We start from the raw sequence: 21,690 nt of genomic DNA on the forward strand, positions 1-21,690 counted from the left end.
GTCCGTCAGAACCGTCTCATTTTGCAATTGATGGACAGAAGTCAATGAATTATGATAGTAAAGAGTGATAAAAGAGGTGAAGACATGATTCTTATTCAAAATGCCGAGTTTGAACTCGTACACGATTTTAAAAACGGCTTTAATGAAGAAGCGTTCAAAGCCCGCTATTCGGACATATTAAATAAATATGATTACATTGTGGGAGACTGGGGATACAGTCAGCTGCGGCTCAAAGGCTTCTTTGATGACCAGAATCAAAAAGCAACCTTTGAAACGAAAATCAGCACATTGGACGAATACATTTATGAATACTGCAATTTCGGCTGCGCGTATTTTGTTTTAAAACGAATCAGAAAATAATTGATGCAGAAGGGGATGCTGTCACGTGTATTTTGTTGACAGAAATAATATCGAACAAACACTCCGTTTTTTTGAGACCCAGCTGGCGCTGTTTGACAGCACGCCTGCATGGCAGAGCGAAATCGAAAAAAGGGCGCTTGAGCGGATCAGCCATCTTATGATCGAATGCATTCTCGATGTCGGAAATGATATGATTGACGGCTTTATCATGCGCGATCCGGGGAGTTATGACGACATCATGGATATTCTGACGGATGAAAAGGTGGTAGCTGAGGATGAAGCGAATAAGCTCAAGCAGCTGATCTCTTCCAGAAAGCGGCTTGTTCAGGAATATCAGCAAGCCGATCATCAGGAACTGTTTACGCTGATCACGTCAAACAGGGATGTGCTGAAAGCCTTTCCGGCCCGTGTAAGAACCTACCTGGAAACAGAATTAGGGCCTGTTTCCGCATTTAAATAACAACGAGTGAGAAAATCCACAGGAGTGTTGAGTATGAAGGATTATAAAGGATATTTGATAGATTTGGACGGCACAATGTACAACGGGACGGAAAAAATCGAAGAAGCGTGTGAATTCGTGAGAACGCTTAAAGCGCGCGGCATTCCGTATTTATTCGTGACGAACAATTCTTCCCGGACGCCGAAGCAGGTGGCGGACAAGCTGATGAGCTTTGACATTCCGGCATCTGAAGAGCAGGTCTTCACGACGAGCATGGCGACTGCGCAGCATATCGCCCAGCAGAAAAAAGACGCGTCGGTGTATGTGATCGGCGAAGAAGGCATCCGTCAGGCCATTGAAGAAAACGGGCTGAGCTTCGGAGAAGAAAACGCGGACTTTGTCGTTGTGGGAATCGACCGCGGCATTACATATGAAAAGTTGGCAACGGGATGCCTTGCGATCAGAAACGGCGCCCGGTTCATTTCAACAAACGGCGACGTCGCCATTCCGACTGAAAGAGGGCTTTTACCAGGGAACGGTTCGCTCACATCCGTTTTGACGGTGTCAACGGGCGTTGAGCCTGTCTTTATCGGCAAGCCTGAATCGATTATTATGGAACAGGCGATGCGTGTGCTCGGAACGGATATTTCCGAAACACTCATGGTCGGCGATAACTATGCAACGGATATTATGGCCGGCATCAATGCGGGCATGGATACGCTGCTGGTTCATACCGGAGTGACAAAGCGTGAGCATATGGCAGATTACGATCGGAAGCCGACATATGCGATTGACTCTTTAACCGAATGGATTGAATATCTATAAAAAAGGGACGGCCATGACGGCCGTCCTTATTCTGTATTTCTGGCGCTGTGGGCAAGCCGGCTTGAAGCCGCTGCTGCGATTGCGCCGACGATATCATCAAGAAACGTATGGCATTCGCCCGTAGATTTATCATTTAAACGCCCGAGAATGCCGGGTTTTTCTTTGTCAATGTAGCCGTAATTCGTAAAGCCGATTGAGCCGTATATATTCACGATAGAGAAGGCGAGCACCTCGTCAACCCCATACAGGCTTTCATCAATCGCCAGAATGGTCTGAAGCGGTTCAGACAGCTTTTTTTGTTCGGCGAGCACATCTAATTCTATTCCCGTTAAAATGGCGTTTTGCACCTCGCGTTTTGCGATGACACGGTCCACATTGAGCCTGCATACTTCCATCGTCAAATCAGGATGATATTTTTTCTGAAGGAAATACACCAGCTCGGCAATATCGTCCGTCTCAACCCCCCGTTCTTTTAAACGCGTTCTGGCGACAGCTTCCACGTGATTCAGTTGTTCCTTTTCTGACATTTGCTTCACCCAATCTTTTTTTACTAGTTTATACAACACCCTTCCGATGTGTACGATGTTTCTCCACTTGATTCAAAGGATTACAATATGTATTCATAATTCCGCCGGCGTATGACTACGATGTGAATAGCTCTAATTTTTCAGGCAGGTGATTATGATGAAAAGCATCATTAAAGAAAAGTACGGCATCCACGTCAGACAGCTTTCCGTTTATCAGAAATACCAATGCTTCCAGACGCCTAATTCCTTCTTTCTTATTATTCCCGTTTCCGGATTTTCGCAATCAGAGCTGACGGAGCTTTACTACATGAGTCAGTATTTACAAGAACAAAGTGACCCATACGTTTCAGTGTTTATCTTTACGAAGGAAGGAGAACTGACCTTTGAGGACGAAGGCAAAACGTATGCGCTCTTAAAAGCGCCGATCCCCGTCGCAAACCGGTCGTTTTCTGTCGGAGGGGAGCTTGCCGAATTTCACAGAAAAGGGCGGGGTTTTCCGTACGAAGTGAAAGAAGCGGGCAGGATCGGCCAATGGAAGGACTTATGGGGAAAACGGGTGGATCAGCTGGAATCATTCTGGATGCAGAAAATTCATATGTCTCCGCTCGAACCGTTCGAAAAGAAAATGATCGAAGCATTTCCTTATTATTCAGGCTTAGCGGAAAATGCGATTCAATATTTAGTGGATACGGAGCTGGATGACAATCCCGGCGCAGAAGACTCGGGGACAATCTGCCATCAGCGGATGGAACGGGATACCTGGTCGGAGGAATCATTGATCCGCATTCCGGGCGATTGGGTATTCGACCATGCCGCCCGTGATATTGCGGAATATATGCGCAGCACATATTTGTATCATCGTGACGACTTGCTTAACGAAGGGTTTTCGTTTTTGCAGGAATATGAGCAAGTTACGCCGTTATCCTCCTTTTCCAAGCGCCTGTTTTACAGCCGCCTGCTGTTTCCGCTTCATTTCTTTGAGACGGTGGAGAGCTATTACATTTCTCATGATTCTGAAAAACAGTTTTACGAAGAGCAGCTTGACTACATTCTTGCAGACTGCACCCGCTATGAACAGTTTTTGCAGACATGTCACGACATGCTGAATGTCAGAGCGGCGCAGGTTTTTGTCCCGCCTGTGGCGTGGCTCGGAAAAGGAATCAGTTCGTAAGAAAATATGACGTAAAAATATTTAGAAAATAGGGAATCTTGTCATATCAGTGTGTTAAGCGTTTTCATAGCCGCAGAAACAATATTCAGCCGCTTGTCAAAACAAATGCGGGCTTATATAATATTTGTAACTTAAATGTCTGTGAAGGGTTAACAATTGTCCTTTTCTAGTGGACAAAAGGAAGAAAGGTGGAGTTTCTCTTTGGAAGCGATTCGTATTGGACTGTTAGGACTGGGAACCGTGGGAAGCGGAGTCGTCAAAATTATACAAGATCATCAGGATAAGCTTATGCACCAGGTCGGCTGTCCGGTGACGATCAAAAAAGTGCTAGTTAAAGATATTGATAAAAAACGAGACGCAGACCTGCCGAAAGAAGTGCTGACGACAGAAGTCTATGATGTGATCGATGACCCTGAGGTCGACGTGATTATTGAAGTCATCGGCGGTGTCGAACAGACGAAGCAATATCTTCTTGATGCCTTGAAAGCGAAAAAACATGTTGTGACCGCAAATAAAGATCTGATCGCCGTATACGGGTCAGAGCTTTTAGCCGCCGCAAAGGAAAATGGCTGTGACTTGTATTATGAAGCGAGTGTCGCCGGCGGAATCCCGATTTTACGCACGCTCGAAGAAGGCCTTTCCTCTGACCGGATCACAAAAATGATGGGAATCGTCAACGGAACGACGAACTTCATCTTAACGAAAATGATTAAAGAAAAAAGCCCGTATGAAGAAGTGCTGAAGGAAGCGCAGGATCTCGGATTCGCGGAAGCGGACCCGACCGCCGATGTAGAAGGACTCGATGCCGCACGCAAGATGGCGATTTTAGCCCGTCTCGGCTTCTCTATGAACGTCGATCTGGACGATGTCAAAGTAAAAGGAATTTCCCGGATTACGGATGAAGACATCAGCTTCAGCAAACGGCTCGGCTATACGATGAAGCTGATCGGCATCGCCCAGCGTGATGACAATAAAATCGAAGTCAGCGTTCAGCCGACACTGCTCCCGGATCATCATCCGCTCTCTGCGGTGCATAACGAGTTTAATGCCGTTTACGTGTACGGAGAAGCCGTAGGCGAAACGATGTTTTACGGCCCCGGAGCCGGAAGCATGCCGACTGCGACATCAGTCGTTTCCGATCTGGTCGCGGTCATGAAAAACATGCGTCTCGGCGTAAACGGAAACAGCTTTGTCGCCCCGCAGTTTGAAAGAAATCTGAAGCAGCCGTCTGATATCTACGCCCAGCAGTTTTTAAGAATTCATGTCAAAGACCAGGTCGGCTCTTTTTCAAAAATCACATCAGCCTTCTCAGAGCGCGGCGTCAGCTTTGAAAAAATTCTGCAGCTGCCGATCAAAGGCCATGACGATCTCGCGGAAATCGTGATCGTCACGCATCATACATCGGAAGAAGATTTCAGTGACATTCTGCAAAACTTAAATGACCTCGAAGTTGTACAAGAAGTAAAAAGCACATATCGTGTAGAAGGGAACGGTTGGAGCTAATGTGGAAAGGACTCATCCATCAATATAAAGAATTTCTGCCGGTGACGGATCGGACGCCGGCCCTGACATTGCATGAAGGCAACACGCCGCTGATTCACCTCCCGAAGCTTTCTGAAAAGCTCGGAATTGAACTGCATGTGAAAACAGAGGGCGTTAATCCGACGGGATCCTTTAAAGACCGCGGCATGGTCATGGCGGTCGCCAAAGCGAAAGAAGAAGGCAATGATACCATCATGTGCGCCTCAACAGGCAACACATCCGCGGCGGCTGCGGCATACGCGGCGAGAGCCGGCATGAAATGCATCGTCATCATCCCGGACGGGAAAATCGCCTTCGGAAAGCTTGCGCAAGCCGTCATGTACGGTGCGGAAATCATCGCGATTGACGGAAACTTTGACGACGCGCTGGCCATCGTCCGGTCGATTTGTGAAAAATCACCGATTGCATTAGTGAATTCAGTAAACCCTTACCGGATTGAAGGGCAAAAAACAGCGGCCTTTGAAGTATGTGAACAGCTCGGCGGAGCGCCGGACATTCTGGCGATCCCGGTAGGAAACGCCGGGAATATCACGGCCTACTGGAAAGGGTTCAAAGAATATCATGAGAAAAACGGCACCGGACTTCCGAAGATGCGCGGTTTTGAGGCGGAAGGTTCTGCGGCTATCGTCCGCGGCGAAGTCATTAAAAATCCCGAAACCGTTGCGACGGCAATCCGGATCGGGAACCCTGCCAGCTGGGACAAAGCCGTGCTCGCTGCGGAAGAATCAGCCGGAAAAATTGATGAAGTCACAGATGAAGAAATTCTTCACGCTTATCAGCTGATTGCCCGTGAAGAAGGCGTGTTTGCCGAACCGGGCTCCTGTGCATCCATCGCCGGCGTTTTGAAACAGGTGAAATCCGGTGAAATTCCAAAAGGCAGCAAGGTTGTCGCAGTCTTGACCGGAAACGGCCTGAAAGATCCGAACACGGCTGTGGACGTATCTGACATAAAACCGATCACGCTGCCGACAGATGAGGACAGTATTCTGGAATACTTAAATGGAGCGGCGCGTGTATGAATGAGGCGGAGATGCTGTTTTCCATTACGGTTCCGGGAAGCACCGCCAACTTAGGGCCTGGGTTTGATTCCATCGGGATGGCGCTCAGCAGATATTTGAAGCTTTCCGTTTTCCGAAACGATGAATGGCAGTTCTCGGCGGAAACCGAAACTGTCGCGGGCATCCCTCAAGGAACGGACAACCTCATCTACCAAGTCGCCAAACGGACGGCTGACCGCTATCAGAAAGAGCTGCCGCCCGCCCATGTCAAAGTTTGGAGTGATATCCCCCTTGCGCGGGGTCTCGGAAGCAGCGCGGCCGCTATCGTCGCTGCCATTGAGCTTGCGGATGAGTTATGCGGCCTGCAGCTGTCGGAAAGCGACAAGCTGCACTTAGCCAGTCTTGAAGAGGGACACCCTGATAATGCCGCTGCTTCCCTTGCAGGAGGGCTTGTAATCGGCCTTCACGAAGAAGATGAAACACATATCGTGCGTGTTGCCGAAGCGGATATCGACGTTGTGGCAGTGATTCCGTTTTACGAAGTTCTGACCAGGGACGCAAGAGATGTGCTCCCGAAAGAGCTGCCGTACCGACGCGCCGTTAAAGCAAGCGCCGTCAGCAACCTTCTCGTTGCTGCGATCATGTCAAATGACTGGGCGCTCGCCGGGAAAATGATGAGAAAAGACATCCTCCATCAGCCGTACCGTGCCATGCTTGTTCCTGAGCTTTCAAAGGTGGAACATGCGGCCGAAATGAAAGGCGCTTACGGAACGGCGCTGAGCGGAGCGGGACCGACGATTCTTGTCCTGATTGAAAAAGGAAAGGGAGAAGAGCTGAGAAAGCAGCTTTCTGAGCATTTCCCTCACTGTGAGATTGCGGCGCTTACTGTCCCGTCAGAAGGAAGCGTAATTGAACGGAATCCTTTAGAACAGGTGAAAAGTGTATAATGATAAAAAAGCGTTCTTCCCATCAGAGAAGGACGCTTTCTTTTTCTGGAGAAGGATTTTTATTTAGGGAAGCGAAATAAAAAAGAAAAGGAGGAGAAACGATTTGAAAAAACTCATAACCGAGGAGGACATTGCGTCTCTCGTATCCGTGACAGACCCGCAATATGCCCCTGACGGCAGAAGAGCCGCTTACGTCCGGACAACAGTCAATCATAAGCGGGATTCCTATTCCTCAGCCATTATGGTATATGACACAGAATCCGGCATCTCAAACCCGTGGACTTTCGGGGACGATAAAAATACAAGTCCGCGGTGGTCGCCTGACGGACGGCGCCTCGCCTTTGTTTCTGACAGGGAGGACGGCATCCCTCAGCTGTACATCATCGACGCTGCCGGCGGAGAGGCGGAACAGGCGGCCGATATTCCTTGGGGCGTATCAGATCCGATATGGGCGCCCGACGGCAGATCCGTGCTTGTGTCCGTCAGTCTGACATCAGCGGAGCGCGCCGAGGAGAAAGAAAAAAAGAAGCATGACGAGTATGAGCCGGTTGAGATTCAGTCATTAACATATAAACGTGACGGGAAAGGCCTGCTGAACGGAAGCTGGGCCCAGCTTGTGCTGATTCATCTTGAAACGGGTGAGATTCAGCAGCTGACGGATCATGAAGCGGATCATTATGGCGCGGCCTTTTCACCGGATGGCAGGCAGCTTGCGTTTACCGCCAATTTATGCGAGCCGGGTGACGCCGGAAAGCCGAGCGATGTCTATCTGATGAATCTGGCGGACGGAAGCCTGAAGCAGATTACGCCGCACCGCGGTTCTTTCGGTTCCTGCGTGTTTTCACCGGACGGTTCTTATATCGCGATGCTGGGCCATGAGAATGAATTTCGCAATGCGACTTTAGAGAAAGCGTGGCTGTACGACGTGAAAACTGAGCGGCTGTCCTGCCTGACCGATATGCTGGATGTTCATTTGAGCGATGCGCTGATTGCGGATTCAATCATAGGAGGAGTGACGCCCCGGCCGGTATGGGCAAACGACGGGCAGGGTTTTTACGTTCTCGGGAGCGAGCAGGGAAGCACCGGTATTTATTATATCTCGATTGACGGCCTCGTATATCCGATCCGATTAGAAGAAGAGTACGTGAACGGTTTTGCTTTTCATCCCGATCAGAAAAGCTGTATCGCCGCAATCGCCAAACCCGCACAGCCTTCCGAGCTTTACAGCATTTCACTTGAAAATGGGGAAGAAAAGCAATTGACATTTGACAATGATCGGTTTATAGAGGAGCGTATCATATCCGTGCCGGAAAAGCTGCAATATGAAACAAAGGACGGGCTGACGGTAAACAGCTGGTTTTTAAAGCCCGCCGTTTTTGAAGAGGGTCAAACATATCCCCTCATTCTATACATACACGGCGGGCCTCACATGATGTACGGCCATACGTATTTTCACGAATTCCAAGTGCTGGCCGCACAAGGATATGCTGTCGTGTATGTCAACCCGAGAGGAAGCCACGGCTACGGGCAGGATTTTGTCAATCGTGTCAGGGGTGATTACGGAGGCGGAGATTACCGTGATGTCATGCAGGCGGTGGATGAAGCCGTTCAGGCGTATCCGTTTATTGACAGCGGCCGTCTCGGTGTGACAGGCGGAAGCTACGGAGGGTTTATGACGAATTGGATTGTCGGACAGACAGGCCGTTTTAAAGCAGCCGTCACGCAGCGTTCCATTTCAAATTGGTTCAGCTTCCACGGTGTCAGCGATATCGGCTTCTTTTTTACCGACTGGCAGCTCGGACATGATTTGTTTGAGGAAGCGGATAAGCTTTGGGATCGTTCTCCTGTAAAATATGCATCCCGCGTTTCGACGCCGCTTTTGATCCTGCACGGTGAGCGCGATGACCGCTGTCCGATAGAGCAGGCGGAGCAGCTCTTTACCGCGTTGAAGAAACTGAACAAAACGACGTCGTTCATCCGATTTCCGAAAGCTACGCATGAGCTGTCGAGAAGCGGCCATCCCGAACAGCGGATGAAACGCATCCGTTATATTTGTTCATGGTTTGATGACTATTTGTAAAAATAAAAAAACCAGGCTGTCATGCAGCCTGGTTTTATGATTAAAATACTTGTTCTACTTCAACGACACCCGGTACTTCTTCAAGAAGGGCGCGTTCAATTCCGGCTTTCAGCGTAATCGTTGAACTTGGGCAGCTGCCGCATGCGCCAAGGAGGCGAAGCTTTACAATGCCTTCGTCTACATCAACAAGCTCACAGTCACCGCCGTCACGAAGCAGAAACGGACGTAATTTATCCAATACTTCCTGTACTTGCTCTTTCATTTCAACCTCAGTCATGAGATTCGCTCCTTTCATATACATAAAACCATTATATTCACAGTAACGGTAAAAATCTAATGTTTGGTTTGCAAAGCTGCTTTCTCCATTATAGCATATTTAAACTTGAACATAAAAACCGTTTTTTATACAAAAGCTGCCCCGTCCTTTGTATACTGGTGTAAAGGGGATGATATACATGACAAAGCCGGTTACGCTCAGTGTTTACGGCGCTGAAACGCTTTGCGCAAGCTGCGTGAATATGCCGAGCGCCAAAGATACGTTTGAATGGCTGGAGGCGGCGCTGAAACGGAAATACCCGGAGCAGCCTTTTAACATGCAGTATATTGATATTGACGCACCGCCTCAGCAAAAGGAGACAGAAGAGCTTGCGGAGCGCATCAAGAACGATGAATTTTTCTATCCGCTCGTGCTGGTGGAGGATGTCATTGTGGGGGAAGGGAATCCGCATTTAAAAGATATATATGAAGAAATGGAAAAGCGCGGCTATGTTGCGGGCTCTTAAAAATGGCCGCTGATCGCAATCAGCGGCTTTTTTCTTATCAGCCGTTATGATGCTTGTACATCCATAAAAGGCCTGATTTTAATAAACGGGGCACACGCCCGATGAGCGGACGGTCGTTGACAAGACCGAAGCCCGCTTTTTTTCCGAGTGAACCGAGAACGCCTTTCAGCTTAAATTGCGGCATTGTTTCCGGCAGCTCTTCGTTGTTCCAGCGTTTCAGGAGGATCTGCACAATTTGTTCCGCCTGTGCTTCGGCCAGCTGGGCGCTCGGCGCATGCGGCAGGCTCGCGCAATCACCGACGACGTAAACATGCTCATCGCCCGGAAGGTTGTGATGCGGTGTTAAAACGATGCGGCCTTGCGGGTCTTTTTCAGCATCCAGTTCTCTGACGGCTTTATTCGGCTGAATTCCCGCCGTCCACACGATGGCATCGGCCGGTATTCCTTCATCATGATTATAAACGATGCCGTCTTCCACTTTTGTAATATTCGCATTATTGATAATGGTGACGCCGTGTTCTTCAAACCATTTCTGAACGTACTTGCTGAGTCTTTTCGGAAAGCTTGATAAAATCAGGTCGCCCCGGTCAAATAACATAATCTTCAGGTCGTCACGGCTCTCTCTTAATTCACTGGCAAGCTCCACGCCGCTTAATCCCGCTCCGACGATAGCGACAGATGCATTGGCGCCGAGGTTGTTCAGCTTTTGATAGGCTTCGCGTGACTGATCAATGGTCTGAATGCTGTAAGTATGTTCCGGCGCGCCGGGCACGTTATGATACTTATCCTCGCAGCCCAGTCCGATCACCGCGTCATCGTAAGAAATCGGTTCGCGGTCATGAAACAGAACCTGTTTGTTTTTCGTGTCGACGGAAGCCACCTCACCGTATTGAACATCCAGATTCGGATGCTCAGGAAAAGACACCCTGATATGATGATCAGAAATCGTGCCGGCTGCGAGCGCATAATATTCTGTTTTTAAGCAGTGATACGGGTTTCTGTCAATCAGCGTGATGGATATATCTGACGGAAGCTGGTTCGGCAGTAAGCGGTGCAGCACCCTCATGTTTCCGTAACCCCCGCCGATCAAGACCAATTTTTTCATAATGATTCCCCTTTTGCCCGAAAAATATGGTAGTCAATGTTGTTACAAAATAACGAACTATGTAAAATAACATCTAGAATTATATCGAATTTGATCTAAAACCACAATAATAGTTTTAAAATAACCTACAAATTGACCAGAAAACACGTAATAGTAAAACCTTTAACCTGAATTAATATGTTACGATAACATTGAGCGTGAAACCGCATCTTTGACGAATAGAGGAAATTCCGTTAGGATAAGGTACATATGTGAGGTGAAACCGCATGAATCCGATGATTGAATTCTGTGTCAGCAATTTAGCGCGCGGTTCCCAGGAAGCACTTGAGATCTTAGAGAAGGATCCGAACTTGGACGTGCTTGAGTACGGCTGTTTAAGCTACTGCGGAAAATGCATGGAGTCCCTGTTTGCCCTGGTTAACGGCGAAGTGGTCACGGGGGGCACGCCTGCTGAGTTGGTTGACAACATATATACATTCATAGAAGAAAATCCGATGTTTTAATCAGAGGCTCCGAACGGGGTCTCTTTTTTATTGCGCCTGGGTTTTGGCAAAATAAAAAATTTGTAGACAGCAAAAATAAATATTGTTATCTTAATAAAGACTTTTTTTAAATAAAATTTTAGAGGTGGATTCATTGAATATCGTTTGGGGGCTGCTCGGGGCAGTTGCTATATTAGCCATTGCTTTTTTGTTATCAGAGAAGAAAAGCAAAATTAACCTGCGAACCGTCATTGTCGGTTTATGTTTACAAATGGCCTTCGGATTCATCGTATTAAAGTGGGACGCCGGCCGGGCCGTATTTTTATGGTTCTCAAGCCGTGTGCAGCTTCTCATTGATTATGCGAACGAAGGCATCAGCTTTATTTTTGGCCCGCTGTTAAAAGTGGGCAGCAGCCCGGCTTTCGCGCTGAGCGTTCTGCCGGTCATTATCTTTTTCTCAGCGCTGATTGCCGTTTTGTATCACTTGAAAATCATGCAGCTCATCTTTCGCGTTATCGGAGGCGGACTGTCAAAACTTCTTGGGACAAGCAGAACGGAATCGCTTGCGGCGGCTGCGAATATTTTTGTCGGACAGTCTGAATCACCGCTTGCCATTAAACCGCTGATTGCGGGATTGACCCGTTCCGAGCTGTTTACGATTATGACGAGCGGCCTTTCGGCTGTAGCGGGTTCGACGCTTTTCGGTTACGCCCTGTTAGGCATTCCGATTGAATACTTGCTGGCGGCCAGCTTTATGGCGGCTCCCGCCGGTCTCGTGTTCGGAAAAATGTTAATACCTGAAACGGAAAAAACGCAGACGATAAAAGGCGATTTTAATATGGACGAAGAAGGCGAAGGCGCCGCTAATGTGATTGATGCAGCGGCAAAAGGCGCGTCCACGGGCCTTCAGATTGCTCTAAATGTCGGCGCCATGCTGCTTGCGTTTGTCGCGCTCATCGCCGTAGTGAACGGAATTCTCGGCGGAATCGGCGGCTGGTTCGGTTTCAAACATATTACATTAGAATCCATTCTCGGTTACGTGTTTTCACCGATCGCATTTGTAATCGGCGTTCCTTGGCATGAAGCGCTTGGAGCGGGAAGCTATATCGGACAGAAACTTGTGCTGAATGAGTTTGTCGCTTATTCAAACTTCGGTCCGCACATTGCGGACTTTTCTAAAAAAACGTCTACGATTATCAGCTTTGCGCTGTGCGGATTTGCCAACTTCTCTTCGATTGCGATTATGCTCGGCACACTGGGCGGTTTGGCCCCAAGCCGCCGTTCGGACATTGCGCGCCTCGGATTAAGAGCGGTTATTGCGGGAACACTCGCAAACCTTCTCAGCGCGGCGATTGCCGGCATGTTTATTTAGTAAACGATAAAAGCTCCCTGCATATGCAGGGAGCTTTTATGTATGAAAAACGGGGGATATTTGTATTGTGTCCGAGGGGAAGAGCTTTTATACTAAGTAAAAGAAAAAAAGTTGGAGGCCGATATGAATTCATTCCGTTTTACCAAGATGCACGGTCTTGGAAACAGTTATATATATGTAAATCAATTTGAAGAACAGCTGCCGGAAGAACGGCTGGCTGAGATTGCCGTTAAAGTGTCCAGCATTCACACGGGCATCGGCTCTGACGGAATGATCCTCATCTGTCCGTCAGAAAAAGCGCCGGTCAAAATGCGGATTTTTAATAATGACGGCTCAGAAGGGAAAAATTGCGGCAACGGCCTTCGCTGTGTGGCAAAGTACGCATACGAACATAAGCTGACAGAAGAAACGTCCTTTTTCATTGAGACGCTTTCAGGCCTTGTGAAAGCAGATATTACGGAAGACAACGGGATTGTGCGTGAAGTCGCCGTCGATATGGGCGAACCGCGCCTCACCAAAAAAGAGCTGCCGATGCTCGGCAATGAAGATGAACGGACGATCGATGAAACCTTTGTTTTTGGAGAAACGGAGCTTTCCGGAACAGCCGTATCAATGGGAAACCCCCATATTGTTTTTCCGGTTGCGGATATCAATCAAGCGCCTCTTACAACGCTCGGTCCCGTCATTGAAAAAGACCCGAGATTTCCGGAAGGCGTCAATGTCGAATTTGTGGAAACCGTCAGCGCCGATGAACTTCATTTCCGCGTATGGGAACGCGGCTCCGGCATTACACAGGCTTGCGGAACGGGCGCCTGTGCGGCGGCTGTCGCATCCGTATTGAACGGTGTTTCCGAACGAAACCGGGATATTACCGTTCATTTAGCGGGAGGCGACCTTGTGATAAATTGGCAGGACAACGGGCACGTGCTGATGACGGGACCCGCCGAAACCGTATGCAGCGGCGTCTATTATTTGTAAACAGCTCGTTTGAGAAATACGCTCCTCAAGGTTTATAATAGTATCAGCATCCGTTTTTAAAAAAGGAGGTCTACCTATGAGTGTTCCAGTAACCATCACTGAAGCAGCGGCTTTGCATATAAAAGATATGATGAAAGAGCATGAGGAAGAAAACGCGTTTCTCCGTGTGGGCGTAAAAGGCGGCGGCTGCAGCGGCCTGTCTTACGGAATGGGATTTGAGCACGAAAAAGGCGAAAAAGACAGCATGTTTGAACAGCACGGAATCACCGTTTTGGTCGACAGCGAAAGCCTTGATATTATGACCGGCACGATCATTGACTTCAAACAGTCCATGATGGGCGGCGGTTTCACCATTGACAACCCGAATGCCATCGCTTCCTGCGGCTGCGGATCTTCTTTCCGCACGGCCAAAAACGCCGGTACGCCGGAAGAGTGCTAAGGCTCAGCCCGCCATTCTCAGGATGAAAAAATAGGACGTCTTTCTTTTCGATGGCGCTTGCACCATTGTTAAGAAAGGCGTTTATCTGTTTAATAAAAGCAAAACCCGCTCAACAGAAGCGGGTTTTGCTTTTTCAAAGATGTTATTCAATTGTATGTTTCATCGCATTGTACACATTAGCGGTATGTTCATCGGCTTTATCCCGGGACATGCGCAGCCGTTCCGCTGAAGAACCGTATCCGATTTCTAGTTTGCCCTCTTTCAGTCCTTTAAAAATCCCATCCGCGAATTCATCCAGCGGTTCTCCTTGAGTATGCAGCCCTGCTCCGCCTAAATCTGTATTCACCGCCGGAGGCGCAACTTCAATCACTTCTACAGATGAATCAGAAAGCTGATGTCTCAGACTCATTGTAAATGAGTGAAGCGCCGCTTTCGTTGCTGAATAGATCGGTGCAATAGCAAGCGGTGTAAAAGCCAATCCCGAAGAGACGTTAATGACAGCCGCATCTTCTTTTCCGGCAAAAAACGGAGCGAACAGCATAGACAAGTGGAAGGGAGCTTCAATGTTCGTTGTGATTTCTTTATTAAAATAGTCCCAATTGTCCTTCGCATCCGCTTTCAGCACATGAAAACGTTGTTGAATCCCCGCGTTGTTTACTAACACATTCACTTCCGGATAATTTTCTTTCACCCAATCAAACAGTGATATACGTTCAGATGGAATGCTCAAATCACTGACATAGGTAATAAGATCCGGGAATATTTCCTTTGCTTTTTGAAGAGCGTGCTCACGCCGTCCGGTCACGATGACTTTATTTCCCGCTTTTAAAAACCGTTCTGCGAAAGCCAATCCTATTCCGGCATTTCCGCCTGTAATCAGTATTGTATTTCCCGTCAGTTTCATATTAACTCCTCTTTTCCGATTGTTTTACATTTCTTTGTCAACATTTCAGCTTTGATCCAATCAATATATTGCCTCATCCCGCAAACTAAGACAGCAGTGATTCTGTAAAATTGATTTTTAGATCACCGGGAAACCCGCCAAAACTATTCTTTCCTTGTCACAATATGATGATACGGCTTATAGCGCGGTTTAAGTCAACAAAAGAACCTTGTGATTTCGTTTGCACGAAAGGAGGTGAACGTAAAGTCTTGGATTTTCTCGATGCGATAAAGCGTACCGTATAACAAGGGTGAGAGGCAATTAAAAAACGTTTCTGATCAAAACAAAAGGATGGTGATGCCGATGTATATGCAGGAGGAGACAGCGTTGATATCAGGCCGCTCAGCCTGAATGATGCAGAGCAGGAGCTGGTTTTGCAGACGGAAAACCGCACGTTTTTTGAAAGGTTTGCCATGTCGGGACAGGAGGATTTTTATACGCTGGAAGGCCGGAAAAACGAATTGAACAATCACTGAAGAATGCGGAAAATGACACAGAATACAACTTCTTCGGCATTTTTCTTCAGGATCAGACCCTGATTGGCACGATCAGCCTTTTTCAGGTGGTTCGGGACGCCATCCAAAGCGCTTTTATCGGTTATTTTTTTAGATGGCAAACATAACGGGAAAGGCTATGCGACGAAGGCTGTCAAGCTGGCAGTCGATTATGCATTCAATGAGCTGAAACTGCATCGGATAGAAGCCGGAGTCATGCCGCACAATAATGCGTCAATCCGGGTGCTCGAAAAAGCTGGCTTTCATAAAGAAGACATTGCGAGAAAAAATGTAAAGATAAATGGAAAATGGGAAGATCATCAGGTGCTGGCGATCATACATCCGGAGGATAAATAACAATATCCTCCTTTTTTATACCCTGCGTCTCATTCCACAGATCATTCTTCTCTAATACCTCAAATCCATTGTCCGAATCATACTATTTGCAAATTCGGAAAAAAATAAAGGGTATATAGAATCAAAAAATCTGAAAGATGTGCTCTTAGTCAACACGTTCTAAAGTCATATTTTTCGAAAGGATATTGATTTTTTGATAGGAATAAACTAAATTGTAAAAGTATAGAATAGTTAATTTATTTTGTAAGAAAAGGATGATAATATGATAGGTCAATTGAGCAATAAAAAAATATTTTTAAGTTCTTTTTTCATCATTTTGATCTGTTCATTACTCTTCCAATTCAGTATTTCAGATAAAGTTCTGCAGTCATATTATTCTTCTGTCGGAGAAAGTACCTACGATATCGGGGAGAAAAGTGTTCGTACGATTGTCATATTTCTGCAAGGGTTTATGATCTTCACAACCTTTGTGGAAATTCTGATAGGCGGATTTCTATTATTCGTTGCCGCTTTTATTCTCGGTACAAAAAAACCGAAAAAAATATATTTGCTTCTATATACGCTGACTTCTTTAATCTCGGCATTTAAAATGTTGATTCTTTCAGTTGTTAACTACTTAACGGCTGATTCCTCGCTTATATATTCTGCCGGCGGCACCAGCTTGAGTCTGCAGCTGCTGGATCCATTTCTGCTCATATCAATTGCGGCTCTTTATGCTGCCGCAGGAAAACTGACCGATCTCAGTAAAGGCAAGAGAATCATTTTGACTGGATGTTTTGTTTTATTAAAACTCTTTACTATTTTCTTTAATTATTTTATGGCGGATAAAATTTAGCTCGGGAGAGAGTCAATTAAGCTGAATTTTATTATAAATTAAAAAAACAGAGTAGGGAGATGTTATGATGAACTTAGTAAAATCTAATAAAAAGTCTTTCATTTTGTTTGGCGCGGCTCTTGCTGCAGCAACATTGGTTTATGCACTATTATTAACGGGAACTGAATTAAACGTGGCGGCGGCTCATGCATTCTCAGCCAATGCTGAATTAGCTTCGACTTTGGGTATCTCTACAGCAGCAGCTAAAAAAGCAATTGATATTATTGATGCGGCATCAACAATTGCTTCTATCATTTCTCTCATCGGTATCGTTACAGGCGCAGGCGCAATTTCTTATGCAATCGTTGCAACAGCAAAAACAATGATTAAGAAATACGGCAAAAAATACGCAGCTGCTTGGTAAAATCGATCAATAAATAATTGCTCTTTTTGTACAAGCTGCAAAAAGAGCCTCTCTCCCAAATACATATGTAAGGATTGAAAGTATGATAGTCAAACAAATTGCGGCTCTTATCAAATATAATACCCTGTCATCGTTTCGAAAAAGAAAGGAAGATTGGGGCATTCCTCAACTCAACAGCAAACTGCTGTCTGCCATTATTATTTCTCTGTTATGTTTATATCTCGTTTTCCTGGGATGCGGTGTTGTATTCGGGACAAAACTGATTCAGCTGCCCCTCAGCGCATGGGGGCAATTTGTTTTAATCGCCGTTTCACTTGAGCAGCTTTTTTGGGCTGCCGGCTTCTTTAAAGAACATCACAATGCCTTTCTGCTGGATACGCGCAAGGTCATTCATCAATTAAAAAAGGTGCGTTTTTTACAGCTGTTTTCTGTTTTTGCCGGCCAGGCGATCAAAAAAACCATTTTCGTATGGTATCTTTTTGTTTTTCCGGTCTTTTTGTTTTTATCGAGCGCAGGCATGACCGGGTCTGCGGCGATCATCGTATTTTTCTTGGGCTTCGTTTATTTTCTTCTCAATTTATTTTTATCTATGCTGTTTTCTTATGTTGTTTATCTTCTTACAAATATATGGAGCAAATTGTTTTACTTGAAAATCCTGAAAGGCATTTTATTCAGCGTCAGCCTGCTGGTTCCGCTTGCAGTCGGGTATGCCGTTTATCTTCTCGTGTTTGGGGAGTATACCGCAAAGGATATTTCAAGCTTTACGGAGTCACCGGCTTTCCGGAACATCCTCATGAATACGCCGTATGTATGGTTAGCATTCCGCTCACATTCCGTGCTCGTTTTCGCTGCGGTGTTTGCGGCCGCCGTCCTTTTAACGGCGGGGATGTTTAAACTGTGGTCGGCCACGCTGAAGAAAATGGACCTTATTCCTTATATGTTTTTGACAAACGCTGATTTTGCGCCAAAGCTGAAATTATATAGAAATAACAAAATATTTCATGCCGTTTTTCAAAAGGATCTGCTGTTTTTATCGAGAATTGACGGGTTTTTTATCAGGAACTTCGGCAGTATGCTGTATTTGTTCATGCTGTTTTTAGGTTTTTGTATTCCGCTTCTATCGCATCATTTTATCGGGTATTCGGCAGCCGCCATCGTGTCTGCGGCGGTTATCATTGCGAACTTTTCGTATCAGCTCGTCGGAGATGCGCTCAAAACAGTATTATCAGTTGACGGGGAAATAAAAAATCAGCATCTGTTTCACCGGAATATCAAACATGCGTGGCAGCTGGTGTTTCCGAAAGTATGTATTTATAATCTCGCCGCTCTTATCTATTCGTTCATCATCACCATTTTGATTACGGTGTTTTTTCCGTCTTCCGCGGCGCTGACGATCTACTTGTTTATTGTGTTTTTATGTTCGGGTTTTTTATACAGTCTTGTCCAGATTTCAAGCACCGCCCTGTATCCTAAGAAAAACTGGGAGCATCTGTACGAAATTGGAGAAGCGGGGAAAGCAAAGACGTATAACAACTTATACAGTTCTTTCATTTTCATTGTGTCGCTTCAAATCGCTGCGATCACGTCCTATTTTATCTATAAAAAGCCGGAACTTGAAACGATGCTTATTCATTCTGCATCAGGTATTTTTGTCCTGTTCACACTATTAAACTATGGAGTCATGTTTCTGTTTCTTCGCAGAATCAATATGGCGGAAAGGTTTGCGAACAATGATTAAATTAGTGAATATACAAAAAAACTATAGTGAAAAACAGGTATTGAAAGATATTTCGTTTGAGGTGAAAAAAGGCTCAATCTATGCTTTGCTGGGGACTAATGGAGTCGGGAAAACAACGACTTTGAAAATCATTTCGGGCCTGCTTAAACCGACTTCAGGCCGCGTCATGATTGACGGCAAGGAACTGGATTCAGAAGAGGGGGGGCAAATATCGGCTGATATCGGTTTTGTGCCCGACCATGCCTTTTTGTATGATTATTTAACGGGAGTCGAATACTTGCGCTTTACAGCGGAGATGTTTCAAGTTCCGTCTCAGCGGACAAATGATTATATAAAGAATATGTTGGAGACGCTGAAGCTTTCTCAAGACGGAAATCAGCTGATTAAAACTTATTCACATGGAATGAAACAAAAATTATCAATTGCGGCAGCGCTCATTCATCAGCCAAAGATATTAATTCTTGATGAGCCGCTGACGGGCATTGATTTAATCAGCGGTAAAACGATACGGACGTTATTAAAGGAGTACGTCAAGCAGGGAAATACAGTCCTGTTATCGACTCACCTGCTGGAGCTGGCGCATTCGCTGTGCGATACGATCGGTATTATACATGAAGGCGTTTTTGCGGCGGAGTATCAGTCATCCGAGCATTCATTAGAAGAGATTGAAGAATTGGCTGAGCGTATCTATACATGATGAACCGCATGTTGCCGGCAATCAGAACGTCCGCCATTCCGTTAATCGCGTCAGTGCTGTTTTTTTCAGGCGGTGTGGTCGCTGCGTTTTTTTCCGATCACTTTGTTTCATCAGCGGCTTACAACGGCTCGTCAGGCGCGGTTGAACTGCTGAAAAATAATGCAATCGCTTGTCTGTTTTTAGCCGCGGGTTTTCTTACCTTTGGGTTGACCTCTATCTTTTATTTATTCACTAATGGGTTTATTTTAAGCGGCTCTATTATAGAAAATCTGCATAGCGGGGTTCCTTTTTATCAGATTTTTTTACTGCTAATTCCTCATGGTATATTTGAAGTTCCCGCGTTATTATTAAGTGGCGCCATTGGTTTTAAGGGCGTTGAATTGGTCATCAGGCTGTGTTTTTCTAAGGAAAAAAAGATAATGGCTTCAATGTTCAGGCATATTGGAATATTGGTGCTGCTTATTATTTGTCTGCTGATCGCCGCTGCCATTATTGAAGCTTACATCACACCAATTTTTAAGTAAAAGGGGCAGAAATCATATGAGAAGTAAATTATCATTAATCGGTGTGCCGATTGTTATGATTATCGGTTATATCATTTCTTTATCCTTTGAGTGGCTGTTTCCTGTTCTTACTTTTGGGGTTGCAGGACTATATCTCTTTATATTTGCTCCGGTGCAAAATAAATTCATTCGTTACATCTTTTTGTTTATTTTTGTGATTAATCTGTTAGCCAGTGCGGCTCTTTATTTCGGTATTTAATAAAAAAAATGACATTCATATTGAATGTCATTTTTTTTATCTTCGATCGGCTCTGCTGCGTGTTAAAATCTGTCGCCGTTGAAAATAGAGTTTTTTACGATTACATAGTCGACATTACGGATGGCTTCGAGTGTATTGCCGCCGGCGTAAGAGATGGAAGATTGCAGATCCTGCTCCATTTCAACCAGCGTGTCCTGCAAAGACCCTTTATGTTCGACATGCATTTTTTTGCCCTCGACGTTTTTCTTTTCGCCTTTTTGAAATTCAGAAGCGGAGCCGAAATATTCTTTGTACAGCTTTCCGTCGATTTCGATTGTTTGTCCCGGTGATTCTTCGTGGCCGGCGAATAATGATCCGATCATGACCATAGACGCGCCGAATCGGATGGATTTCGCGATATCGCCGTGCGTGCGGATGCCGCCGTCAGCAATGATCGGTTTGCTCGCAGCTTTTGCGCACCAGCGAAGCGCGGCTAATTGCCACCCGCCGGTTCCGAAGCCGGTTTTAATTTTTGTGATGCAGACTTTCCCGGGGCCGATTCCCACTTTTGTCGCGTCAGCGCCCGCGCGTTCCAGCTCCCTTACGGCTTCAGGCGTCCCGACATTCCCTGCGATGACAAAGCTTTCCGGGACATGTTCTTTAATAAATTGAATCATGCTGATCACGGCATTGGAATGGCCGTGCGCGATATCAATGGTAATATAATCCGGCACCAGCTCCTGTTCTTTCAGCTCCTGGATGAATTCATAGTCATTTTCCTTCACGCCGACACTGATGGAAGAAATCAGTCCGCGCGCTTTCATATCCCGGACAAAAGCCAGGCGTTTTTCCGGCTCGAAGCGGTGCATGATATAAAAATACCCGTTTTCCGCGAGCCAGGCCGCGATGTTTTCATCTATAATCGTCTGCATGTTGGCCGGTACGACCGGAAGTTTAAACGTGTGTCCGCCCAACGTAACTGATGTATCACATTCAGATCGGCTTTCAACAATGCATTTTGCAGGAATCAGCTGAATATCTTCGTAATCAAATACATTTTCCATATATAACACCCCTAAAAGCGAATAATATAATTAAATAAAATTAAAATGTTCGTCTTTTTATAATGTACTTCGTTTTGTCAGGAATGTCAAATGATTTCATGCTGCCTCATATGCGGTCAGCTTGTCATCCATTTGCAGTTTGGTTATCATAGTAGTATTGGTTGTTGTAAGACATTTGTTACGATAGATAGATTTGCAGAAGAAGGGAGGGGCCGGTATGGAACAAAAACAGCCCGGGCACAGCCCGAAAGCCCAGAAAATTCAGGACCGGATTATTTTAGGCACGATTTGGGTCGTGTCGGCGCTTGTCATTGCGCTCGTTGTCGGAACCGTCATGAATTATATTTGGATGTTTAAATAAAAAAGAGTCT

General features: G+C 46.0%; 25 protein-coding genes and 1 pseudogene. 21 read left to right on the plus strand and 5 right to left on the minus strand.

Annotated elements, in window-relative coordinates; genetic code table 11:
* Positions 1 to 84 precede the first annotated feature (84 nt).
* From ACWJJS_RS04730 to ACWJJS_RS04740, 3 genes are read left to right on the plus strand one after another with little or no spacing between them, the layout of a single operon-like run.
* On the plus strand, positions 85 to 360 hold the full coding sequence (locus ACWJJS_RS04730) for a YutD family protein (RefSeq protein WP_003151928.1): 276 nt from the start codon (positions 85 to 87) through the stop codon (positions 358 to 360).
* 25 nt (positions 361 to 385) lie between these two features.
* Entirely contained in the window at positions 386 to 820 is a 435-nt protein-coding gene (locus ACWJJS_RS04735) for a DUF86 domain-containing protein (RefSeq protein ID WP_003151930.1), read from the plus strand.
* Between the two features lie 33 nt (positions 821 to 853).
* Positions 854 to 1,624, plus strand: a complete 771-nt coding sequence (locus ACWJJS_RS04740) for a TIGR01457 family HAD-type hydrolase (protein WP_070082312.1) — start codon at positions 854 to 856, stop codon at positions 1,622 to 1,624.
* 26 nt (positions 1,625 to 1,650) lie between these two features.
* Here the strand turns inward: ACWJJS_RS04740 and ACWJJS_RS04745 are convergent, their stop codons facing one another.
* Positions 1,651 to 2,151, minus strand: a complete 501-nt coding sequence (locus ACWJJS_RS04745; RefSeq protein ID WP_070082311.1) for a phosphatidylglycerophosphatase A family protein — start codon at positions 2,149 to 2,151, stop codon at positions 1,651 to 1,653.
* A 154-nt stretch (positions 2,152 to 2,305) separates the two neighbouring features.
* Between ACWJJS_RS04745 and yutH the strand changes: the two genes are divergently transcribed.
* From yutH to ACWJJS_RS04770, 5 genes are all read left to right on the plus strand, one after another.
* Complete coding sequence (gene yutH / locus ACWJJS_RS04750; protein WP_162008369.1) at positions 2,306 to 3,322, plus strand: spore coat putative kinase YutH; 1,017 nt, start codon at positions 2,306 to 2,308, stop codon at positions 3,320 to 3,322.
* A 201-nt stretch (positions 3,323 to 3,523) separates the two neighbouring features.
* The gene (locus tag ACWJJS_RS04755; protein WP_003151938.1) at positions 3,524 to 4,825 is read left to right on the plus strand and encodes a homoserine dehydrogenase; all 1,302 of its coding nucleotides are present in this window, start codon (positions 3,524 to 3,526) and stop codon (positions 4,823 to 4,825) included.
* Positions 4,825 to 5,883: a threonine synthase gene (thrC, locus tag ACWJJS_RS04760; RefSeq protein ID WP_014721762.1), complete on the plus strand. Its 1,059-nt coding sequence runs from the start codon at positions 4,825 to 4,827 to the stop codon at positions 5,881 to 5,883. The genes ACWJJS_RS04755 and thrC overlap by 1 nt, the downstream gene beginning before the upstream one ends.
* A complete protein-coding gene (gene thrB / locus ACWJJS_RS04765) occupies positions 5,880 to 6,809 on the plus strand; it encodes a homoserine kinase (protein WP_003151940.1) in 930 nt (309 codons plus the stop codon). Before thrC ends, thrB begins: the two co-directional genes overlap by 4 nt.
* A 103-nt stretch (positions 6,810 to 6,912) precedes the next feature.
* The gene (locus ACWJJS_RS04770; RefSeq protein ID WP_454023359.1) at positions 6,913 to 8,889 is read left to right on the plus strand and encodes a S9 family peptidase; all 1,977 of its coding nucleotides are present in this window, start codon (positions 6,913 to 6,915) and stop codon (positions 8,887 to 8,889) included.
* A gap of 40 nt (positions 8,890 to 8,929) precedes the next feature.
* On the opposite strand, the gene ACWJJS_RS04775 is transcribed toward ACWJJS_RS04770, so the two are convergent.
* Positions 8,930 to 9,265 carry a NifU family protein gene (locus ACWJJS_RS04775; RefSeq protein ID WP_169510385.1) on the minus strand — a complete coding sequence of 112 codons (336 nt, stop codon included), beginning with the start codon at positions 9,263 to 9,265 and terminating at the stop codon, positions 8,930 to 8,932.
* 79 nt (positions 9,266 to 9,344) lie between these two features.
* Here ACWJJS_RS04775 and ACWJJS_RS04780 point away from each other — a divergent pair, with 79 nt between their 5' ends.
* Positions 9,345 to 9,671, plus strand: a complete 327-nt coding sequence (locus ACWJJS_RS04780; protein WP_160249218.1) for a YuzD family protein — start codon at positions 9,345 to 9,347, stop codon at positions 9,669 to 9,671.
* Positions 9,672 to 9,708: 37 nt separating this feature from the next.
* Here the strand turns inward: ACWJJS_RS04780 and ACWJJS_RS04785 are convergent, their stop codons facing one another.
* Positions 9,709 to 10,776: an NAD(P)/FAD-dependent oxidoreductase gene (locus ACWJJS_RS04785; protein WP_007613539.1), complete on the minus strand. Its 1,068-nt coding sequence runs from the start codon at positions 10,774 to 10,776 to the stop codon at positions 9,709 to 9,711.
* Between the two features lie 266 nt (positions 10,777 to 11,042).
* Here ACWJJS_RS04785 and ACWJJS_RS04790 point away from each other — a divergent pair, with 266 nt between their 5' ends.
* From ACWJJS_RS04790 to ACWJJS_RS04805, 4 genes are all read left to right on the plus strand, one after another.
* Positions 11,043 to 11,279: a YuzB family protein gene (locus ACWJJS_RS04790; RefSeq protein ID WP_007408721.1), complete on the plus strand. Its 237-nt coding sequence runs from the start codon at positions 11,043 to 11,045 to the stop codon at positions 11,277 to 11,279.
* Between the two features lie 133 nt (positions 11,280 to 11,412).
* Positions 11,413 to 12,630 (plus strand): NupC/NupG family nucleoside CNT transporter, encoded by a 1,218-nt coding sequence (locus tag ACWJJS_RS04795; protein ID WP_024085753.1) that lies wholly within the window; start codon positions 11,413 to 11,415, stop codon positions 12,628 to 12,630.
* Between the two features lie 123 nt (positions 12,631 to 12,753).
* Entirely contained in the window at positions 12,754 to 13,608 is an 855-nt protein-coding gene (gene dapF / locus ACWJJS_RS04800) for a diaminopimelate epimerase (protein WP_012118345.1), read from the plus strand.
* Between the two features lie 76 nt (positions 13,609 to 13,684).
* Positions 13,685 to 14,047 carry a HesB/IscA family protein gene (locus tag ACWJJS_RS04805; protein ID WP_003151967.1) on the plus strand — a complete coding sequence of 121 codons (363 nt, stop codon included), beginning with the start codon at positions 13,685 to 13,687 and terminating at the stop codon, positions 14,045 to 14,047.
* A 142-nt stretch (positions 14,048 to 14,189) separates the two neighbouring features.
* On the opposite strand, the gene ACWJJS_RS04810 is transcribed toward ACWJJS_RS04805, so the two are convergent.
* Positions 14,190 to 14,951, minus strand: coding sequence for an SDR family oxidoreductase (locus ACWJJS_RS04810; protein ID WP_454023360.1), 762 nt, complete (start codon positions 14,949 to 14,951; stop codon positions 14,190 to 14,192).
* 452 nt (positions 14,952 to 15,403) lie between these two features.
* Between ACWJJS_RS04810 and ACWJJS_RS04815 the strand changes: the two are divergent.
* The 7 genes and pseudogenes from ACWJJS_RS04815 (at position 15,404) to ACWJJS_RS04845 (ending at position 20,276) form a co-directional block, all read left to right on the plus strand.
* Positions 15,404 to 15,841, plus strand: a pseudogene (locus ACWJJS_RS04815) (GNAT family N-acetyltransferase).
* A gap of 262 nt (positions 15,842 to 16,103) precedes the next feature.
* Positions 16,104 to 16,676: a hypothetical protein gene (locus tag ACWJJS_RS04820; protein WP_146275425.1), complete on the plus strand. Its 573-nt coding sequence runs from the start codon at positions 16,104 to 16,106 to the stop codon at positions 16,674 to 16,676.
* Positions 16,677 to 16,743: 67 nt separating this feature from the next.
* On the plus strand, positions 16,744 to 17,079 hold the full coding sequence (locus tag ACWJJS_RS04825) for an uberolysin/carnocyclin family circular bacteriocin (RefSeq protein WP_003151973.1): 336 nt from the start codon (positions 16,744 to 16,746) through the stop codon (positions 17,077 to 17,079).
* Between the two features lie 82 nt (positions 17,080 to 17,161).
* Positions 17,162 to 18,817 (plus strand): hypothetical protein, encoded by a 1,656-nt coding sequence (locus ACWJJS_RS04830; RefSeq protein ID WP_003151974.1) that lies wholly within the window; start codon positions 17,162 to 17,164, stop codon positions 18,815 to 18,817.
* Positions 18,810 to 19,514, plus strand: coding sequence for an ABC transporter ATP-binding protein (locus tag ACWJJS_RS04835; protein WP_003151975.1), 705 nt, complete (start codon positions 18,810 to 18,812; stop codon positions 19,512 to 19,514). The genes ACWJJS_RS04830 and ACWJJS_RS04835 overlap by 8 nt, the downstream gene beginning before the upstream one ends.
* Complete coding sequence (locus ACWJJS_RS04840) at positions 19,511 to 20,038, plus strand: stage II sporulation protein M (RefSeq protein WP_454023361.1); 528 nt, start codon at positions 19,511 to 19,513, stop codon at positions 20,036 to 20,038. The genes ACWJJS_RS04835 and ACWJJS_RS04840 overlap by 4 nt, the downstream gene beginning before the upstream one ends.
* A gap of 16 nt (positions 20,039 to 20,054) precedes the next feature.
* The gene (locus ACWJJS_RS04845; protein ID WP_003151978.1) at positions 20,055 to 20,276 is read left to right on the plus strand and encodes a DUF5970 family protein; all 222 of its coding nucleotides are present in this window, start codon (positions 20,055 to 20,057) and stop codon (positions 20,274 to 20,276) included.
* 62 nt (positions 20,277 to 20,338) lie between these two features.
* Here ACWJJS_RS04845 and guaC read toward each other — a convergent pair whose 3' ends face one another.
* Positions 20,339 to 21,319 carry a GMP reductase gene (gene guaC / locus ACWJJS_RS04850; protein WP_102422009.1) on the minus strand — a complete coding sequence of 327 codons (981 nt, stop codon included), beginning with the start codon at positions 21,317 to 21,319 and terminating at the stop codon, positions 20,339 to 20,341.
* A gap of 217 nt (positions 21,320 to 21,536) precedes the next feature.
* Here guaC and ACWJJS_RS04855 point away from each other — a divergent pair, with 217 nt between their 5' ends.
* A complete protein-coding gene (locus ACWJJS_RS04855) occupies positions 21,537 to 21,680 on the plus strand; it encodes a hypothetical protein (RefSeq protein ID WP_003151982.1) in 144 nt (47 codons plus the stop codon).
* Positions 21,681 to 21,690: the final 10 nt, after the last annotated feature.

The sequence above is a fragment of the Bacillus sp. JK106 genome, from assembly GCF_053663355.1.

Coding starts and splice junctions, on each gene's coding strand:
- ACWJJS_RS04730 (WP_003151928.1), top strand. CDS start 85: ATGATTCTTATTCAAAATGCCGAGTTTGAACTCGTACACGATTTTAAA.
- ACWJJS_RS04740 (WP_070082312.1), top strand. CDS start 854: ATGAAGGATTATAAAGGATATTTGATAGATTTGGACGGCACAATGTAC.
- ACWJJS_RS04745 (WP_070082311.1), bottom strand. CDS start 2,151: ATGTCAGAAAAGGAACAACTGAATCACGTGGAAGCTGTCGCCAGAACG.
- yutH (WP_162008369.1), top strand. CDS start 2,306: ATGATGAAAAGCATCATTAAAGAAAAGTACGGCATCCACGTCAGACAG.
- thrC (WP_014721762.1), top strand. CDS start 4,825: ATGTGGAAAGGACTCATCCATCAATATAAAGAATTTCTGCCGGTGACG.
- thrB (WP_003151940.1), top strand. CDS start 5,880: ATGAATGAGGCGGAGATGCTGTTTTCCATTACGGTTCCGGGAAGCACC.
- ACWJJS_RS04780 (WP_160249218.1), top strand. CDS start 9,345: ATGACAAAGCCGGTTACGCTCAGTGTTTACGGCGCTGAAACGCTTTGC.
- ACWJJS_RS04785 (WP_007613539.1), bottom strand. CDS start 10,776: ATGAAAAAATTGGTCTTGATCGGCGGGGGTTACGGAAACATGAGGGTG.
- ACWJJS_RS04790 (WP_007408721.1), top strand. CDS start 11,043: ATGAATCCGATGATTGAATTCTGTGTCAGCAATTTAGCGCGCGGTTCC.
- dapF (WP_012118345.1), top strand. CDS start 12,754: ATGAATTCATTCCGTTTTACCAAGATGCACGGTCTTGGAAACAGTTAT.
- ACWJJS_RS04805 (WP_003151967.1), top strand. CDS start 13,685: ATGAGTGTTCCAGTAACCATCACTGAAGCAGCGGCTTTGCATATAAAA.
- ACWJJS_RS04810 (WP_454023360.1), bottom strand. CDS start 14,951: ATGAAACTGACGGGAAATACAATACTGATTACAGGCGGAAATGCCGGA.
- ACWJJS_RS04820 (WP_146275425.1), top strand. CDS start 16,104: ATGATAGGTCAATTGAGCAATAAAAAAATATTTTTAAGTTCTTTTTTC.
- ACWJJS_RS04825 (WP_003151973.1), top strand. CDS start 16,744: ATGAACTTAGTAAAATCTAATAAAAAGTCTTTCATTTTGTTTGGCGCG.
- ACWJJS_RS04830 (WP_003151974.1), top strand. CDS start 17,162: ATGATAGTCAAACAAATTGCGGCTCTTATCAAATATAATACCCTGTCA.
- ACWJJS_RS04835 (WP_003151975.1), top strand. CDS start 18,810: ATGATTAAATTAGTGAATATACAAAAAAACTATAGTGAAAAACAGGTA.
- ACWJJS_RS04840 (WP_454023361.1), top strand. CDS start 19,511: ATGATGAACCGCATGTTGCCGGCAATCAGAACGTCCGCCATTCCGTTA.
- ACWJJS_RS04845 (WP_003151978.1), top strand. CDS start 20,055: ATGAGAAGTAAATTATCATTAATCGGTGTGCCGATTGTTATGATTATC.
- guaC (WP_102422009.1), bottom strand. CDS start 21,319: ATGGAAAATGTATTTGATTACGAAGATATTCAGCTGATTCCTGCAAAA.
- ACWJJS_RS04855 (WP_003151982.1), top strand. CDS start 21,537: ATGGAACAAAAACAGCCCGGGCACAGCCCGAAAGCCCAGAAAATTCAG.